This window comes from Cobetia sp. D5, from assembly GCF_035666195.1.
In the GTDB taxonomy this organism is placed as follows: domain Bacteria; phylum Pseudomonadota; class Gammaproteobacteria; order Pseudomonadales; family Halomonadaceae; genus Cobetia; species Cobetia amphilecti.
The window spans coordinates 525,653-543,363 of the sequence record NZ_CP142020.1; the positions used below are offsets into that span (position 1 = coordinate 525,653).

At 64.3% G+C, this 17,711-nt stretch carries 13 protein-coding genes; 9 read left to right on the forward strand and 4 right to left on the reverse strand.

Annotated elements, in window-relative coordinates; genetic code table 11:
• Positions 1-406: 406 nt before the first annotated feature.
• The gene (locus tag U0O11_RS02300) at positions 407-721 is read left to right on the forward strand and encodes a hypothetical protein (RefSeq protein WP_043333132.1); all 315 of its coding nucleotides are present in this window, start codon (positions 407-409) and stop codon (positions 719-721) included.
• Positions 722-957: 236 nt separating this feature from the next.
• Positions 958-1,185 carry a hypothetical protein gene (locus tag U0O11_RS02305; RefSeq protein WP_054555349.1) on the forward strand — a complete coding sequence of 76 codons (228 nt, stop codon included), beginning with the start codon at positions 958-960 and terminating at the stop codon, positions 1,183-1,185.
• A 130-nt stretch (positions 1,186-1,315) separates the two neighbouring features.
• On the opposite strand, the gene U0O11_RS02310 is transcribed toward U0O11_RS02305, so the two are convergent.
• The gene (locus U0O11_RS02310) at positions 1,316-2,929 is read right to left on the reverse strand and encodes a peptidoglycan DD-metalloendopeptidase family protein (RefSeq protein WP_324691479.1); all 1,614 of its coding nucleotides are present in this window, start codon (positions 2,927-2,929) and stop codon (positions 1,316-1,318) included.
• Positions 2,930-3,438: 509 nt separating this feature from the next.
• Between U0O11_RS02310 and U0O11_RS02315 the strand changes: the two genes are divergently transcribed.
• Complete coding sequence (locus U0O11_RS02315; protein WP_225347505.1) at positions 3,439-4,344, forward strand: LysR family transcriptional regulator; 906 nt, start codon at positions 3,439-3,441, stop codon at positions 4,342-4,344.
• 155 nt (positions 4,345-4,499) lie between these two features.
• Positions 4,500-5,510, forward strand: a complete 1,011-nt coding sequence (locus U0O11_RS02320) for a glutathione S-transferase family protein (protein WP_225347506.1) — start codon at positions 4,500-4,502, stop codon at positions 5,508-5,510.
• Between the two features lie 86 nt (positions 5,511-5,596).
• Here the strand turns inward: U0O11_RS02320 and U0O11_RS02325 are convergent, their stop codons facing one another.
• Complete coding sequence (locus U0O11_RS02325; RefSeq protein WP_084589335.1) at positions 5,597-6,118, reverse strand: YaiI/YqxD family protein; 522 nt, start codon at positions 6,116-6,118, stop codon at positions 5,597-5,599.
• Between the two features lie 591 nt (positions 6,119-6,709).
• Here U0O11_RS02325 and U0O11_RS02330 point away from each other — a divergent pair.
• The 3 genes from U0O11_RS02330 to U0O11_RS02340 all read left to right on the forward strand — a co-directional run bounded on the left by U0O11_RS02330 (position 6,710) and on the right by U0O11_RS02340 (position 9,967).
• Positions 6,710-8,416: a DEAD/DEAH box helicase gene (locus U0O11_RS02330; RefSeq protein WP_043333127.1), complete on the forward strand. Its 1,707-nt coding sequence runs from the start codon at positions 6,710-6,712 to the stop codon at positions 8,414-8,416.
• A 169-nt stretch (positions 8,417-8,585) separates the two neighbouring features.
• Entirely contained in the window at positions 8,586-9,158 is a 573-nt protein-coding gene (locus tag U0O11_RS02335; RefSeq protein ID WP_324691485.1) for a hypothetical protein, read from the forward strand.
• Positions 9,159-9,211: 53 nt separating this feature from the next.
• On the forward strand, positions 9,212-9,967 hold the full coding sequence (locus U0O11_RS02340) for an endonuclease V (protein ID WP_225347508.1): 756 nt from the start codon (positions 9,212-9,214) through the stop codon (positions 9,965-9,967).
• 6 nt (positions 9,968-9,973) lie between these two features.
• On the opposite strand, the gene U0O11_RS02345 is transcribed toward U0O11_RS02340, so the two are convergent.
• Together U0O11_RS02345 and U0O11_RS02350 are read right to left on the reverse strand one after the other, a co-directional pair.
• A complete protein-coding gene (locus U0O11_RS02345; protein ID WP_324691490.1) occupies positions 9,974-13,564 on the reverse strand; it encodes an AAA family ATPase in 3,591 nt (1,196 codons plus the stop codon).
• Entirely contained in the window at positions 13,561-14,979 is a 1,419-nt protein-coding gene (locus tag U0O11_RS02350; RefSeq protein ID WP_225347510.1) for an exonuclease SbcCD subunit D C-terminal domain-containing protein, read from the reverse strand. Before U0O11_RS02350 ends, U0O11_RS02345 begins: the two co-directional genes overlap by 4 nt.
• Positions 14,980-15,394: 415 nt before the next feature.
• Between U0O11_RS02350 and U0O11_RS02355 the strand changes: the two genes are divergently transcribed.
• The gene (locus U0O11_RS02355) at positions 15,395-15,814 is read left to right on the forward strand and encodes a DUF1499 domain-containing protein (protein WP_043333122.1); all 420 of its coding nucleotides are present in this window, start codon (positions 15,395-15,397) and stop codon (positions 15,812-15,814) included.
• 555 nt (positions 15,815-16,369) lie between these two features.
• On the forward strand, positions 16,370-17,707 hold the full coding sequence (locus U0O11_RS02360; protein ID WP_324691494.1) for an MFS transporter: 1,338 nt from the start codon (positions 16,370-16,372) through the stop codon (positions 17,705-17,707).
• Positions 17,708-17,711: the final 4 nt, after the last annotated feature.

Below are 17,711 nucleotides of genomic sequence, written 5' to 3' on the forward strand. Positions count from 1 at the left end.
GCCTGAGAGTGTTTTCCCGGCCTTTGGTCGGGATTTTTTTGGCTTCAAGCCCATGAATACCCGTCTGACGCCCGTCTGAAGAACGGTGCGGCGGATACCCCCCTGATCTGGTATGCGTTTGATCTGCGTCATTCGCGAGGTGTTATCAGACTGTAAGATAGTGCTGTCAGACTCTTGCCGGTCGCGCTGCCATGAAGTGTGTTCCGCGCTCTGCGCGATACCTTCCGCAGCCGTGAGCGCAGAGACTGACCAGCGATAAAATTGTGGCATCTAACCGAAAGTGCAATGGAGTCTGTCGCTATCTGTCTCCATCATGCGCACGCAAACCGAGCCACGTCTTGATGTTTTCTGTACTGAGAATCTGGTCATGACATCGTCATCTTTTGCGTCGAAAAGGAGTTCGCGCATGTTTACCCCATCAGTCCCGACCCGTAATGGCCCTCAGTGTCCCGAATGCAACGAAGCGCTGGATTGGCCTGCCCGTGATCTGCCGGATGATCACATCCTCAAGTGCCCCAATGGCCATGCGTTGTGTTCGATGGGCGATTTTCGCCTGGCGGCACGTGAGATGGCGCTGCAGGAAGAGTTCCGCCTGACGCGTGATGGCGCCAGGTCACACGGCCAGCACCGTGTGCCGGAGCGCCCCGTCGCACGCATGTCCAACACCGCAAGCCACGGCACCAGCCATGAGTCGCTTGCCGGCAGCATCAGCGCCGCCTGACATCTGTCTGTTCGCGCCTGCCCCTCAAGCCCCGGCCACCGTGCCGGGGCTTTGCGTCTGAGCGTAGTGCCGGGCAGTGCCTGGGCGAGGTAGCTCGGTGAGGTAGCTCGAGCCGAATGACAAGCGACTCCCCGCCAGCGGGGTTGCATGCCGTGTGAGTGGCCCCATGTCTTGAAGAGACGCCAATCGACCAGCTTCAAGGCGAGCGGCCCAGACACCGAACAGGAGAATGCTTCATGTCAGATCTTTCCGAGGAACTGCGTATTCCCAAGCCGTGCCCGGACTGTGGCAGCCAGCGAGTCCGCGTCTCGCAGGTCCACAATCCCGACGACAAGGTGTTCTGTGCATCCTGCGGTACCTACGTCTGTCTGTATGCCGATGTGGCCAAGATGCGAGAGGAAGGCGCGAGCAGCGAAGCGGAAGAGCTGCTGGAGCAGGCGTCCAACAAGGGCATGAAGAAGTGACCTGATCTCTGGCCGAGACACCGACAAAAGAAAAGGCCCCCCACCGTGAGGTGAGGGGCCTTTTCTTTTATCGGGCACATTTCATGTCAGGCGCAGGCCCTGTGCTTGCGGGCCCGCGCCTGGGTTCGCGTTAGCTCTCGTCACCCTGGCTTGGGGTGGAGGCCTTGGCGATGGCGCCAGTGTTGTCGGCGGCTTCCAGCTTGGCCAGCATGTTCTCTGACTGACGCTTGAAGTTGGCGAGCGCCTTGCCGGACAGGGACTTGTTGTTCGGCAGCTGAACGCGCATGGCATCGACCTGACGGTTGTTGACCATCACCTCATAGTGCAGGTGCGGGCCGGTGGAGCGGCCGGTGTTGCCTGACAGGGCGATCTTCTCACCCATGGTCACGCGCTCGCCTTTCTTGACCAGCGGGCGTGACAGGTGCAGATAACGGGTCTTGTAGCCGTTGTCCATGCGCAGCACCAGATAGCGACCGGCCAGCGGGTGGTTGCCGACCAGCTCGACGACGCCATCCGCGGTGGAAAGCACCGGCGTGCCGATACGCACCGCGAAGTCAGTGCCCTTGTGCGGGCTGATGCGTCCGGTCACCGGATGGCGACGGCTGAGGTTGAACGGCGAGCTGATGCGCGCCTTGTGCGCCAGCGGATAGCGATTGAAGGCCGGGTCGAGGCCCTTGCCGTCGGGGGTGTAGTAGCGGCCATCGCTGCTGTTGCGCACCACGGTCAGTGACTTGCGAGAACCTTCGTAGCGTGCGGCGAGGATGCGGGAATCCATGCTGGTGCCGTCGATCATGTCGGACTCGACCAGTACCTGGAACTTGTCACCCTTGCGCGTATCGCGACGGAAATCGATCTTCTTGCCCAGCACCTGGGTCAGCTGGCTGACTTCCGCCACGCCCAGGCCAGTGGCTTCCGCCGACAGGGAGAAGCTGCCACTGACCGTACCGGCGAACATGCGCTGAGTGGCCTGGGTTGCCTTCTCGATCTTGGCGACATTGAAGCTTTCACCGCCGGCCTCACGCTTGACCATGAAGCCGCGACGCGCGTCCTTCATGATGCGCAACGCCAGCAGGTTGCCGTCTTCATCCAGCTTGTAATCGAAGCTGTCGCCGATGCGCCAATGGGTCAGCACGCGCTTGTCAGGCAGCGCCTTGAGGATGCGCGTGGTTTCGCTGTAGCCAAGGCCCAGCGAGCGCTCCGCCATCACGGCGAAGGTATCGCCGGCCTGCACGGTATAGGTCTGCCACTCGGGCACATAGACTTCCTCGGCCGCCAGCTCGGTCTGCAGCGTCGGGCTTTCGCCGAGCTCGACCGGGTCGACGGAGAGGTCGTCATAGGAGGTGCCGCCGGCCTGTTCGTCGGTCGCGGTGCCGATGACGGCTTCCGCGGTCTTCACTGCCGCCGGCGCCAGTGCCACGATCGGGCCTGCCGTCTGGCTGTCGGGATGATAGTTGGCATCCGTCAGCAGCGTCGGCATGTCGAAATCGATGGCGACGATCTCGCTGGGCGTCAGCGCTGCCAGCGGAATGTCACCGGAGGTCGAGCTGGTCGCCGTCTGATTGGCGAGCTGCGCCGGGCTCAGGGGAGACTGAGTGTCATCGGCGGCAGCAATCGCCAGCGGCAGCTTGGCCGGGGTGCTGGAATTTGCACTGGCCAGGTTGATGGCGATGGACTGTGAGGCCGTAGAGACATCAGGAGCATCGAATGTTTCGAGAAGCTTGTGAGCACCCAGCACGGTAACCATGGTGGCAACAGGTAAAAGAAGATACTTGTGCGCGCGAGGGAGCGAATGAAGGATTCGCAGCATATGTGACCGATAAAGTTATGTGAAATGAAAAGATGGCAACAATGAGGCATTCGAACCTTAACCAAGGTTCCCATCGTTCGATAGGCTGGACGCATGTCCAGTATGAGTAATTCAACCCTGTTTAGATCATTGACGGCGCAATTGGCGGTACCGGCAACATGAGGTCTGGCGAAAATAGCGCCATTTTTGCTTAGGAAACGCTGTTCAGGCAGTAAATCCTGCTTGGTGTTAAATTTTGTAAAGTTACGCAAAATAGCGTATTTGGCCTCCTGCATTTCAGAGGATGCCGTCCTGATGTCCGAGGATTGCGACCAGATGTCGGGAGTCTGACAGCACAGAATGCTCTTTTGCTCCCGTCGGGTTGCAGTATCAGGTGTCTGGTTTTTTGCGTCTGGCATGTCAGGATTGCCCCGTGCATTTCCGTACGTTCTGCAAGAGGAATCCCGATGTCGTCACGCGTGACACTGGCTCAGTGGCAGATGCTGGCCGCCGTGGTGGACCACGGCAGCTTCGCGCGCGCGGCGGCCGCGATCCACAAGAGCCCCTCGACCCTGAATCATGCCGTGCATCGCCTCGAGGCCTTGCTGGGCGTGCAGGTGCTGGAGCCGGTAGGGCGCAATGTCCGGCTGACCGAGGCGGGTGAATTGCTGCTGCGCCGGGCGCGTCAGCTGATCGAGAATGCGCGGGCACTCGAGGATGTGGCCGATGCGTTGTCGGCGGGCATGGAGAGCGAGATCGCCATCGCGGTGGATCAGCTGTTTCCGCCGGATGTGCTGGCACGGGCGCTGGAAGCCTTCTCGACGGCCTACCCTCAGGTGCGTGTCCAGCTGCACGAGACGACGCTGACCGGCGGGCGCGAGCTGTTCGAGGAGAAGGAAGCGGACCTGTTGATCAGCGGTCTGATGCTGGATGGCCATCTCGGCACCCCGTTGCTGCGTGAAACCTTCATCGCCGTGGCGGCGCCGGGGCACCCGCTGCACGCCCTCGGGCGGCCGCTGGATCTGCGTGATCTCGTGCAGCATCGCCAGCTGGTGGTACGCGACAGCAGTCGTTCCAGCGGCATGGATGCCGGCTGGCTCAAGGCCGAGGCGCGCTGGACGGTGAGCCACCTGGCCACGTCAGTCGATCTTGCCGAACGCGGACTGGGCTTCGCCTGGCTGCCCCGTTCCCGCATGTGCGAGGCTCTGGCCCGGGGGCGGCTGCTGCCACTGCCGCTGGCCAATGGCGGCGAGCGCGAAGTGTCGCTGATGCTCTATCTGCCGGACGATGATCGCGCGGGCCCCGCCGTCCGGGCGATGAAGGCGCAGCTGCACGCTGCCGTCGAGCAGGAGGCAAGCGAGCGACGCTCCTGAAAGCGTATAGGGTCTGAAAAGCGTGAGGGCTTGAGAAGAGCGCGTGACGTGATCGTTCGAGAAACTCGATCGTTGCCACGCAGTGAATTCGCTTGCGCTGTCGCGCTCGACTCTTAGGCTGGGGGCATCCCTCAGCCATATAAGGAGCGTGCAAGATGGGCTTACTGGTCGACGGCAAGTGGCAGGATCGCTGGTATGACACCGATAGCACCGGCGGTGAATTCAAGCGCGAGAGTGCGCGGCTCAGGGATTGGGTCGTGGCGCCCGATGCCCCGCTCGAAGGGCCGCAGGGACAAGCGGCCGTGCCCGCCAGTGCGGACCGCTTCCATCTCTACGTCTCGCTGGCCTGCCCGTGGGCGCATCGTGCGCTGATCATGCGCTCTCTCAAGGGGCTCAAGCCGCTGGTCGGCATGTCCTACACCAGCCCCTTGATGCTCGAACATGGCTGGAGCTATCTCGAGGAAGAAGGCTCCAGCGGTGATCCGATCAATGGCGTGCGGTATCACCATCAGCTCTACACCCTGACCGACCCGCACTACACCGGCCGTGTCACCGTGCCGGCGTTGTGGGACAAGCAGACCGGTCGCATCGTCAACAACGAGTCGGCGGAGCTGGTGCGCATCTTCAATGACGCCTTCGATTCGCTGACCGGCAATGATCTGGACTTCTATCCCGAAGACCTGCGCGGCGAGATCGATGCCATCAATGCCGAGGTCTATGACAAGGTCAACAATGGCGTCTACAAGACCGGCTTCGCCACGCGGCAGGAGGTCTACGAGCGTCACTTCACGGCACTGTTCGAGTGCCTGGATTCACTGGAGCGCCGGCTGGCCGACTCGCGCTATCTCACCGGTGAATGGCTGACCGAAGCCGACATCCGCCTGTTCACCACCCTGATCCGCTTCGATGTCGTCTACTTCGGGCACTTCAAGTGCAATCAGCGCCGTATCGCCGACTATCCCAATCTCTCGCACTATCTGCGCGAGCTGTATCAGTGGCCTGGCATCGCCGAGACCTGCGATCTTGCGCATATCAAGACCCACTATTACGCCAGTCAGCAGACCATCAATCCCACCGCTATCGTGCCGCTCGGCCCGAGCCTGGCGCTCGATGCTTCCCATGACCGCGAGCGTCTGCCGGGCCAGGGCATTCGTCGTCACGCCTGAGGTATTGAAGTGTGAGCTGATCGCGCCCGAGTTGATGGCGCCTGAGTTGATGGCGCCCGAGTTGATGACGAGCAGCGGTGGTTGGGTCAGGCGCGCGGTGTTGGGCGTCTGATCTTGGCCAGCCAGCGGTCCAGTGCATTGCCGAAGTCGCGTTGCTCGCGCTGGCCATAGGCGGAGGGGCCGCCGGTGTGCTCGCCGCTGGAGCGCATGCTCTCCATGAAGTCGCGCATCTGCACCTTGGCGCGAATGTTGTTGCTATCCAGCGCTTCGCCGCGGGTCGTCATCACCAGCGCGCCTTTCTCGATCGCCTCCAGCGCCAGCGGCAGGTCGGAGGTGATCACCATGTCGCCGGGGTGGGCGCGCTCGACGATCAACTGATCGGCAGCATCGGCCCCTTGTGGGACCGACAGCGCCTTGACGTGCATCGAGCGCGGCAGCGGCACCTGATGATTGGCGACGAACCAGGTGGGGGTCGCAGTGCGTTCCGCCGCGCGCACCAGGATGTCGCGCGCGGCGCGCGGACAGGCATCGGCGTCGACCCACAGCGTGGTGACATGCTCGGCGGGATGTTGTGGGGAGGGGGCGTCATGGTCTTGCGCGTCAGTCATGCAGGCTCCTGTCAGGTGGCTGTTCAGCGAGTCGTGATGGCAGGGCGCATGCCTGCCCGAGGGCGGCCGGCCTGCGACCAAGGTCAAAAGAAAGGATGCAGAATGCGTGAGAGGCTGCTAGAATGCCAGCTCCTCGCATGTAGTGACCCACCATCCTGAGTAGCCGAGCCCGACGTGATCGCCGTTTCTTGTGGCCATCAGCCGGTATTTCGCGCCTCCCGGACCGCGTGGCGTAGCTTGCCCCAGCCATCCGTGACCCCTCGATTCGATCGATGTCCGGCCGCCGCGATGCAAGACCCGTCCCTGTCCACAGTGTGCATGATGGAGCGCCCCGAGACTCTGAGTAGAAGAGCCTCTGGTTGCTGTACGGTCGCCGCAGCGTTGTGCCTGAAAGTGGAATTGCGTCCACCTTCAGAGCAACCCGGGCCCGTCCATGCCAAGACGTCCAGCACTCGTACGTTTTTTCTGATGATGCCAGCGCCTCGTGCCTGACTGCATCGCCAGACGGAGCCCTTACGCTTCGTGTCGGTTCAACCCGACCCATTCTTCAGCTGCAAGCCTTACTTGTAGCCATTTAGGTGTGAGATATACATGACCACGACTTCCGTCGTCGATCGCTTCAGCGATCTTGCCCTGCTGCCTGCCGTCCTGACCTCTCTCGAGAAGCTGGGCTACGAAACTCCGTCCCCGATCCAGGCTCAGACCATCCCGAGTCTGCTCGAAGGCCGTGACATGATCGGCCAGGCACAGACGGGTACCGGCAAGACCGCTGCCTTTGCACTCCCGCTGTTGACCCGTCTGGACCTCGACCGCCGTGAACCGCAGGTTCTCGTGCTGGCCCCGACCCGTGAGCTGGCCCAACAGGTCGCCGTCAACTTCACACGTTACGGTCAGTTCATGCGTGGCCTGGAAGTGGCCACTCTCTGCGGTGGTCAGGACTACCGCGAGCAGATGCGTAGCCTCAAGAGCGGCGCGCAGATTGTCGTCGGCACCCCGGGTCGTGTCATCGACCACCTGGACCGCAAGAGCCTGAACCTGAACGGCCTGAAAGCCCTCGTGCTGGATGAAGCCGATGAGATGCTGCGCATGGGCTTCATCGATGACGTCAAGCGCGTCGTCGCCGATACCCCGAAGGAAGCGCAGCGCGTCTTCTTCTCCGCGACGCTGCCGACCGAGATCGAGCGTATCGTCAACCGCTACCTGGTTGATCCGGTCAAGGTTGCCATCAAGTCCGAATCGCGTACCGCTTCCACCATCGAACAGATGATGGTGCGTGTCGAAGGCGGCGCCAAGCTCGAAGCGCTGTCCCGTCTGCTGGAAGTCGAGACCGTCGATGCGGCCATCGTCTTCGTGCGTACTCGTGCCGCCTGTACCACTGTCGTCGAACAGCTGATCGCTCGCGGTATCTCCGCGGCAGCGCTGTCCGGTGATCTGGACCAGTCCCTGCGCGAGCGCACCGTGACTCGCCTGAAGCGTGGCAAGGTCGACGTGCTGGTCGCGACCGACGTCGCCGCTCGTGGTCTGGACGTGGCGCGTATCACCCACGTCTTCAACTACGACCTGCCGGGTGACAGCGAATCCTTCGTCCACCGTACTGGCCGTACTGGCCGTGCTGGTCGTGAAGGTCGCGCCATCACCTTCGTCAGCGGTCGCGAAATGCGCAAGGTTCGCTGGATGGAGCAGGCCCTGGGCCAGCGCATCACTGAACGCCAGCTGCCGAGCGAAGAAGAGATCCGTGGTCACCGTGACGCCGCCTTCCGTGCTCGCGTCGTCGAAGCCCTGGGCAGCAGCTCCAACGGTCACCGCGCTCTGGTCCAGAGCCTGGTCGAAGAAGGTCACGATCCGGTCGAGCTGGCCGCTGTCTTCGTCAAGATGGCTCGCGCCGAAGAGACGCCGATCCAGTCTCTGCCGAAGCCGGGTGCGCGTCGCAACGAGCGTTCCGAGCGCGGTGAGCGCACCGAGCGTCCGGAACGCGGTGAGCGTCGCAACTCCGCGCCGGTCGCGCGTGAAGGCATGAAGCTCTACCGTGTGGCCGTCGGCCACCGTGACGGCGTCAAGCCGGGCCAGCTGGTTGGCGCTCTCGCCAACGAAGGCGGCATCGAAGGTTCACGCATCGGTCGCATCGACATCCGCAACACCCACAGTGTCGTGGAACTGCCGAGCGGTCTGCCGACCAGCATCGTGTCCAAGATGGCGCGTGCTCGCGTCGCTGGCCGTCCGCTGGAACTGGCAGAAGACGGTGCGGGCGCTCGTCCGCAGCGCCGTGAAGGTGGCAACGACGACCGTCGTCGCGCCTGATCAGGCCTGAGTCGGGCCGGCACTGATCGCAGTGCTGGCCACGGCTTCTGAAAAGACCGGTACCTCTCACGAGGTGCCGGTTTTTTTGTGCCTGGACGAAAGGCGCCACCGGGGCTGGTATCCTGTGCTGGCGTAGCTCCACCGCTCATCATTTCCCGAGGATGCCCACATGATCTCTTCACTCGACGCCTTGCGCCGTGGCCTGCAGGCCACGCCTGCCCGCCAGCTGATGCTGTGCGCTCTGCTGGCGACACCCTGGCTGTCGCTCAGTGCGGCCCACGCCGAGTCCGGCATGCCCGCCAGTAGCGCCACGCCGGAGATTCGCGTCCCGCTGGTCTCGCTGGAGGCCCTGCGTCTGGCGCCGGTGGTCTCACCGCAGGGCGAGGCGCTGGGCAAGGTCGAGGATGTGCTCAGTGATACGCGTGGTCAGATCCATCGCCTGCTGATTCGCCCTGACGGCGGTGACAAGGCGGCCAGCATCGACTTCGCGCGCTTTACCCGTGAGGCGGTCAGTGACCCGCTGGCGGCTGAGGCCCCCGGCGATATCCGTTACCGTCTGGTGCTCGACATGACGCCGGAGCAGCTGACGGCCCGCGCGGACCAGCCGCTTTCCAATCGCCTGTCACGCCAGCTGGAACGCAGCATGGGGGAGGTCGGCAATGGGCTGGACACCTTCCGCAATCAGGCGGCGGAGGTGCTGCGTTCACTGGGCAAGCAGCTTGAAGGTGGGGGCGATCGATAGCATCTGGTGGAGAGAGACCCGCAACCGCCGAGAGGGAATGCATGAGTGAGTGGATGACAGCACTGCACGATTGGAATCTCGACCCTGCCGCCGCCGTTGCCAAGCAACGCGAAATGGCCACTCGACTGACACTGACACCGCCCTGGGGAGCAAGCCCCGGCGAGTGGCCAGCGACCATCACAGGGGTCGATATCGGCTTCGAGGATGGGGGCGAGGTGACACGCGCGGCGGTGGTGACGCTGGATCTGGCGACGCTGGAGCCCCTCGAGCAGCAGCTGATCCGTCAGCCGACACGCATGCCGTATATACCGGGCTTGCTGTCGTTTCGGGAGCTGCCCGCCGCCATCGCCGCCCTCGAGTCGCTGGAGCGTGCGCCCGAATGTCTGATGGTGGACGGCCATGGCATCGCACACCCACGCCGCCTGGGCGTGGCGGCGCATCTCGGCCTGTGGTGTGACCTGCCATCCTTCGGCGTGGCCAAGAAGCGTCTGTGCGGCAAGCATGGTGAACCGGGCGATGAGCGCGGCGACTGGGTCGCGCTGACCGATCGCGTGCGTGAGGCGGATGGCGAGCTCGGCATCATCGAGAATAGCGAGCTGCCCAAACGCGAACAGCGCAGCCAGTTGGGCGCCGTGCTGCGCTCACGCGCGAAGGTCAAGCCGGTGTTCGTCTCGCCGGGCCAGCGCATGAATCTGGACACGGCGCTGGCGATGACCCTGCATTGTCTGGGCAAGACCAAGCTGCCCGAGCCGACCCGACTGGCGGACCAGCTCGCCAGCCGCCGCCTCAAGCGGCTTCGTGATGCCTGACCGCCGCTAGCCCTCGATCTCCAGTCGGCTCTGGCCGTTGCCCGAGGGGCGCACCGCGATCCGCACCGGAATGCGTTCATGCATCTCGGCCACATGCGAGATGACCCCGACGCGACGGCCACTGGCCTGCAGGCCATCCAATGCCTCCATCGCCAGGGCCAGCGAATCCGGGTCGAGGCTACCGAAGCCTTCATCGATGAACAGCGATTCGATGCGCAGCTCACCGGAGGCCATGCCCGCCAGGCCCAGCGCCAGCGCCAGTGAGACCAGGAAGGTCTCGCCGCCGGACAGCGAATGCACGCTGCGCAGCTCGTCACCCATCTCGGTATCCACCACCACCAGTCCCAGCGGGCTGGCGCCGCGCGCCAGACGATAGCGACGAACCAGATTGGCCAGATGCAGATTGGCATGCTCGATCAGACGCTCGAGGTTGAAGGCCTGGGCGATGGTGCGGAACTTGGCACCACTGGCACTGCCGATCAGTTCCGATAGCGTGCCCCAGCGTTCATGGACTGCGCGGGTGCGGGCCAGCTGCTCGCCAAGTTCGGCGCTGCCGCTGCGGCGCTGATCATCATTGAGTATCGCCGCCTGCGCCGATTGATGGGCCTCGCGCACGGCAGTGAGCGGTGTCTTGAGCGCCGCGATCAAAGTGGCCAACGCCTCGCCAAGCGCGTGGGTGTCTTCCTCGGGCTGTGGCTGCGCATCCTCCGGCGCACCAGCGGCATCTTCTTGCGGGGGTTGCGCATGAGCCTGCAAGCGAGCATGCAGCGCCAGGGCCTGCTGGGCCTGGGCGCGGATGACGCCCGTCTCTTGCGTTCCCGCCGTGCCTTCTCCTGCGCTGCCTTCTCTCGCCGTGCTTTCTCTCGCCGGACCTTCTCCAGCGGTACCTGCTCCTGACGTCTCCACGGCGGGCGCTGCCAGCTGTTCGAGTGCTGCCAGCTGCTCGAGTACCGTCTGCCAGCTGGAGGTCCGAGCGGCCTGCCAGTGTTTGAGCTGGCGCGCATTGCGCTCCTCACATAGGGCATCCGCGCGTGCCACGCGCTCGTGGGCACTGCGCAGTTGCTGGCGCAGTGCCTGCAGCTCGTGATCCTCGACGGCCAGCAATTCCGCGATGCGCGCGTCATCCAGGCCGGGATTCGCTGTCTGCCAATGCGCGCGTTCGCGGTCGAGCGAGTCTTGCTCCTCGCGCAGCTCCGTCTGGCGTTGCTGCAGGTTGGCCTGCTGCTGCGTCAGCTGCTGTTGCTGGTCGCTCAACTCCTGCAGCGCCTGCCGCGCATCCTCTTGTTCGTTGCGCATCCGGGTGGTCAGCGACTCGATCCAGTCGGACCAGTCGCTCACGCTGGCATGCTGTCGCTCGGGGTCTGCGCTCAGCTGCTGGGCAAGCGTGGCGCTGAGTTGCTCGATCTCGCGCGCCAGCGCAGTGATCTGCGTCTCGCACTGTTGAAGCTGCGCCTCGCCATGCTGGCATTGCGTCGTCAGCGTGGCGTGGCGTGTTGCCAGTGCCTGGCGTTGCTCACGCAGCGGCGTCAGCTGACGCAGTGTCGTCACCAGCGTGTTCTGGCGGGCGTCCAGCTCCCCAAGGCGCTGCTCGATCAGTTGCAGTGCGTGGGCAGCCGGCAGCTGCGGCAAGGGGGCAAGCTGGGGCTGCTCCGACAGCGAGTGCCGGGCCAGAAGCTCGCTCAGGTTCGTCTGGCAGCTCTGCGCCTGCTGCTGCAGGCGTTGCAGCTCCGTGTGCAGCTGGGTCTGTTCCTGTTGCAGATAGCCGAGCTGCTCCTCGAGGCGGGCGTGCTCGTGACTGGCCGTCTCCATGGCTTGCTGCGCGGTGGCCGTGGCCTGGCGGCGCTGGTCAAGGCGCTCGCGGGCCTGCTGCTCCAGCTGAGCGATCAGCGCCTCGGCCGGTGCGGCCTGGTCGGCGGCGGGGTGCTCGTGGCTGCCGCACACCGGACACTCCTCGCCCTGGACCAGCCCGCGGCGCAGCGCCATCACGTTGTCGCTGCGCGCCAGACGCTCCTGCTCCTGCTGGCGGCGCTCGGCGTCTTCCTCGTGACGCGCCTGATCACGGGCCTGCAATGCCTGCACCTGCCGGGCAGTCACATCCCGCAACGCCTGTTGCTGTCGGGGCAGTTGCTGCTCCAGTTCGACAAGACGCTGCTGCACCTCATCACGGCGGGCCAGGCCACTGATCTGCTCGCTGAGTACGGGCTTGAGCTCCAGTAGTGCATCGCGCTGACGTTGCAGCTGGTCACGATAGTCTTCGGCATCGCGCAGCGGCTGGCCGGACTCGTCGACCAGCCTTGCCTGCAGCTGCTGGAGTTGCTGCTCCAGCTGCTGGCGCTGGCGATCCTGAGTCTCCAGCTCCTGCTGATGTTGGCCGAGCGTGTCGCGCAGGCGTTGCTGTTCACTCTGCTGGCTGGCGTGTGCTTCGCGTTGTTGCGCCAGACGCGAGGCCACCTGACGTGCCTCTTCAAGTTTCGGCAGTTGCTCGCCACGCCAGGTATCGCAGCGCTGCATGCGTTCATCGGCGGTGTGCCTGGCGGCCCGGGCCTGCTCAACCCTGGGCGACAGGGCGCCGAGTTGCTGCTCCAGCTGGGCCAGTTGCGTGACCAGCTGTGCATGCTGCGGCGCGATCGCCTTGAGGCGCAGCAGGGCAGGGCGAATCGGCGCGAGGGCTTCCAGGGCGCTGAGTTGCTCGCGCTGACGGGAAAGCCCATCGCTGGCGACGTGGGCCTCGGTCTGCTCCTGCTGCGCCTGACGCAGGGCCTGTTCGAGCTCGCCCGCCGTGGTGGTCCACTGGTGATAGGCCGTCAGTGCATCATGCTGTTCACTGAGCCGGGTCATGGCCGTCTGGCGCAGACGCACCTCCTCCTCGAGCGCCTGGCGTTCCTGTGGGCTGGCCGGCAGCTGGCCCTCCAGCTTGCGCTCCAGTTCATTGACGGTCTCGCGGGCGGCGCGCTCGCGCTCATGGGCGGCCATCGAGATCTCGGAGTAATGGCCGGTATCGGTCAGCTTCTCCAGCAACTCCGAGCGTTCATTGTCATTGGCACGCAGGAAGGCGCTGAACTCGCTCTGCGCCAGCAGTACGGCGCGGGTGAACTGCTCGAAATTGAGCCCCAGCCTGTCGATGATCAACGCCTTGGCGTCATTGCTGGTGGTGTTGAGGGTCTGAGCCGGCTGGGTGTCATCGCCGGTGGGCAGCAGCTGGAGATGTTGCTTGGCATTCTGCAGGCGCCCGCCGGGCTTGCCGCGTGCGCGGCTGACCGTCCAGCTGGCGCGATAGCGCAGGCCATCGCGGCCGATGAAATCCACCTCGGCCTTGCCTTCGCCGCAGCCACGCCGGAGCAGGCTGCGCGGGTCCTTGAGCGTCAGCTGATGCTCGCCGACATCCTCCAGCTGACCGCCACTCGGCGTCTGGCGCAGGCGCGGCGTGGTGCCATAGAGCGCCAGACACAGGGCATCGAGCAGCGTGCTCTTGCCGGCCCCGGTGGGACCGGTGATGGCGAACAGGCCGGCATCGGACAGCGGCGCCTTCTCGAAGTCGACTTCATGTGCGCCGGCCAGCGACGCCAGGTTGTCGAGGCGCAGGGCGAGAATCTTCATGCCTGACCTCCCTTGGCCTTGTCTGCCGTGCCAGTCTTGTCTATCGAAGCCGCCTTGTCGGCCTTGCGAGCGGGCCGGGTGGCCGGCTCGCCTTCGAGGCGCGTCTCGCACGCGGCCTCGACTTCCTCGAGCAGCTGGGCGAAATCCTCGATCAGCGTCGGGTCCGGCTCATTGTCATAGGTGGCGCGATAGTGACGCTCGAACAGCCCCATCGGCCCCAGCTCATCGAGCTTCACGCCCTTCGGCGCGCGAAGCTCGGCGCTGGGCGCCGGGTAGCGGGTGACCAGCTTGATCAGACGTAGCGGCGCGCCTTCCAGCAGTGCCTCGATACGGGCGCGCAGGTCGATCAGCGGGGCTTCCAGCTGCACGGTCACTTCCAGCCACGGCCAGCGTGTCGGCTCGAGATTCGCCTGCGCCTCGGCGACCAGCGCCGTGAGTTGAGTGGTGATCTCGGCCAGTGGCGCAGGCCCGACGCGCGTGAGCGCGACATGGCAGGGCACGCGATGCTCCTCGACCTTCTCCAGGCTTTCATTGCTGAGCGTGACATCGAGGATGCGGTGACCGTAGTCGACCTCGGAGAAGTCCATCGCCAGCGGCGTGCCGCAATAGCGGATGCGCTCCTCGCCGCCCACGCGTTGCGGGCGATGCAGGTGGCCCAGCGCCACATAGGCGATGTCGTCGGGGAACAGGCTGGTCGAGAGCGCCTCTTCGCCACCCATCAGGATCGGGCGCTCGCTGTTCTCGGACACCTCGCCGTCACGCATGTGGGCATGGCCCATGGCGATCAGCGCCTCGCCGGGCTGGCGGGCGGCGCGCGCAGCACTGACCAGCTGCTGGTGCACGCGGGCCACGCCGTCGCGGTAGGCCTCGCTGCGGGTGCGTTCGGCCTTGCCTGCTGCTTCTCCTTCCTGCTCGGCTTGCTCGCCGCTGCTCAGGCCGGTGACCTCGGCCGGGCGCAGGAAGGGCACCGCCAGACACAGGGCGCGGCGCTTGCCATCACGATCATGCAGGGGCACCAGCAGATGCTGGCAGTCGAGACTGTGGGCATCGCCGCCGTCGGCGGAGTCATCCACCCAGCGCACGCGTCCCAGCGCATGGGTCTTGAGACGTGCCAGCAGCGCGGCCGGCAGCTCGATGCGCGAGCCGGAATCGTGATTGCCGGCGATCATCACGATCTCCAGCGCCGCGTCCTGCTCGTGGGCGCGCACGATGAAGTCGTAGAGCAGCTCTTGGGCGGCCAGGCTCGGGTTGACCACATCGAACAGGTCTCCGGCGATCAGCAGCGCATCCGGCGCCAGAGTCTTGAGCTGCCCGAGCAGCCAGTCGAGAAAGGCAGCATGCTCGACGTGACGGCTCTGGCCGTGAAAGCTCTGGCCGAGATGCCAGTCGGAAGTGTGCAGAAAGCGGAAGCTCACGATGGGGTCCTTGCGAAGTCGTCTGGCCGGCGGCTGGGGCTGCGGCTGGGGCAAGCCGGGCCGGGTGAAATGCTGCCCAGTGTACGGTCTGGCTTCGCTGGGGCGGAAGAGGGCGCGGCCTCAAGCCGCTCAAGGTGCGGCGCATTATCAGGCAGATGATCTGGATCAAGGCCTTCCACGGGCAAAATCGACAAAAGTCGCTACGCTGAAAGTCGAGGCCCTTGTCATTCACCGACAAGCCCACGCGATGGCAGCGTGTGGGAGTTGTCTCAAGCGAACCACATCAGCGGAGAAGCCCGCATGGGGCTTTCTTGCGCACAGTCTTCGCAACGTCTTCAAGCTGACTTGGATAACAATCAGGCTGGTGATAGAGGATGCTGTTACCGACGCCCAGAGATGACAGGAAGGATTCGAAATGCGCCAAGGTCTTTTTGCTTCACCTCGTCCCGACAATCTCGGCCTGCATGATGGCATGCTGGCTCCGGCCCCCAGCACCCCCAACGGGGTCAGTTCCCAGGCCACTGACAGCAAGCATTATGTCGCGCCACTCCCGATGCCGCAGGATTGCTGCGTCAGTGCGATGGAGAAGTTGCACGGCATCATAGAATCGATGGGTCATGCTGAAATCGTCAGCGAAGATGGCGGCTATCTGCACGCCGAGTTCCACACCCCCGTGCTGGGCTTCGTCGATGATGTGGAAATCGTCTGCAATGAAGAGGAGGGGGTCTGCCATGTGCGCAGCGTCTCGCGCAGAGGGCATTCCGATCTCGGCAAGAACCGCCAGCGGGTCGAGGACATTCGTCAGCGCCTGGAAGGCTGGGGCTACTGCAGCTGACGCTTGTCGATGAACCTGAACCTGAGCTTGAACCCAGGTCTCGGGAGTCGCTCGGCAGGCGCGGGAAGATGACTCACCGCATGACACCCACCACATCCCTCATTGCTTGAACTGCACAGGATGACGTCCACCACCCCGGTCCGCCTTGTCGAGGCGCCGGGGTTTTTCATGCCAACTCTTGGCAAGGTCGGCGTGATTTCCCGCAAGACCCCTGCCAAACAGTGAGCGAACGCTACCCAGCCAAGGTCGCCTTTGCTACTCTGGACGCGATACATGAGACGCATGATTGCATCGATCTGTATTGTGTTTTTTGCAATACAGTGATGCGTCGTACGCTGGCAGGATTCCGCATGATCGCCACGCCTCCGGGGCAACCCCGGCGCTTTCAGTCATCATCAGCACGACTTCCGCTCCGTGATCGATGATGTCTCTCGGTTGGATGATGTCTTTCGACAGGATGATGTCTCCCCGACTGAAAGCCTCCAAGACAAGATGTGCGACGCGTGAATCACCCTTGACCATCGCTGGACACCAGCCCCCGCTAAACAGAGATCCATGAACGATTCCGTCCCCGCAGCGGGCTCCGCCTCCGCTGCTCACGATTTGCCCAACGAAAATTCGCTCAAGCGTGGTGACATCAAGGTACTCGGTCTGTCCGCTCTCGGCGGCGCCCTCGAGTTCTATGACTTCGTCATCTTCGTGTTCTTCGCCACCGTCGTCGGCCAGCTGTTCTTCCCGCCCGACATTCCCGAGTGGCTGCGTCAGGTGCAGACCTTCGGCATCTTCGCCGCCGGTTATCTGGCGCGCCCGCTGGGTGGCATCATCATGGCCCACTTCGGCGATACGCTGGGCCGCAAGAAGATGTTCACGCTGTCCATCTTCATGATGTCGCTGCCGACCCTGCTGATGGGCATGCTGCCGACCTATGCCGTCATCGGCATGTGGGCGCCGCTGCTGCTGATCATCCTGCGTCTGTTCCAGGGCGCGGCGGTCGGCGGTGAGGTGCCGGGTGCCTGGGTGTTCGTCAGCGAGCACGTCGCACCGCGTCACAATGGTCTGGCCTGCGGCACGCTCTCGATGGGTCTGGTGGGGGGCATCCTGCTCGGCTCGCTGATGGCCAGCGCCATCAACAGTGTCTACACCCCGCAAGAGGTCAGTGATTTCGCCTGGCGGATTCCGTTCATCATCGGCGGCGTGTTCGGGCTGTTCTCGGTCTATCTGCGTCGCTGGTTGCACGAGACGCCGGTATTCGCCGAGATGCAGCAGAAGAAGGCGCTGGCCGCCGAGCTGCCCTTGAAGATGATCCTGCGGGAACAGCGTCCGGCGATTGCCGTGGCGATGTCGGTCACCTGGATTCTGACCGCTGCCATCGTGGTCGTGATCCTGATGACGCCGAGCCTGATCGCGGGTCTCGAGGGGCTGAGCCGCGCCGCGGCCTTCTCCGCCAACAGTCTGGCGATCGTGGCGGTGTGCGTCGGCTGCATCGTCTCCGGTTACATGGTCGATCGCATCGGCGCCGGCGTCACCCTGGTGCTGTGGAGCGCCTTGCTGGGCATCACCTACTGGGTCTTCCTCGCCACCATGCACTCAGACCCCAGCCTGCTGGTGCCGCTCTACTGCCTGACCGGCTTCAGCGTCGGCATCGTCGGCGCGGTGCCGAGCATCGCGATCCGCGGCTTCCCGCCGGCGGTGCGCTTCACTGGCCTTTCGTTCTCCTACAATGTCGCCTACGCCATCTTCGGTGGCTTCACGCCGATTCTGGTCTCGCTGATGATGACCGTCTCGCCGCTGTCGCCCACCTGGTACGTGGCGGCGCTGTCGCTGATGGGCGTGGTGCTCGGCCTGTGGCTGGCGATCAGCCCGCGTGGCCGCGAACTGATGCGCATCGTCTGATCAG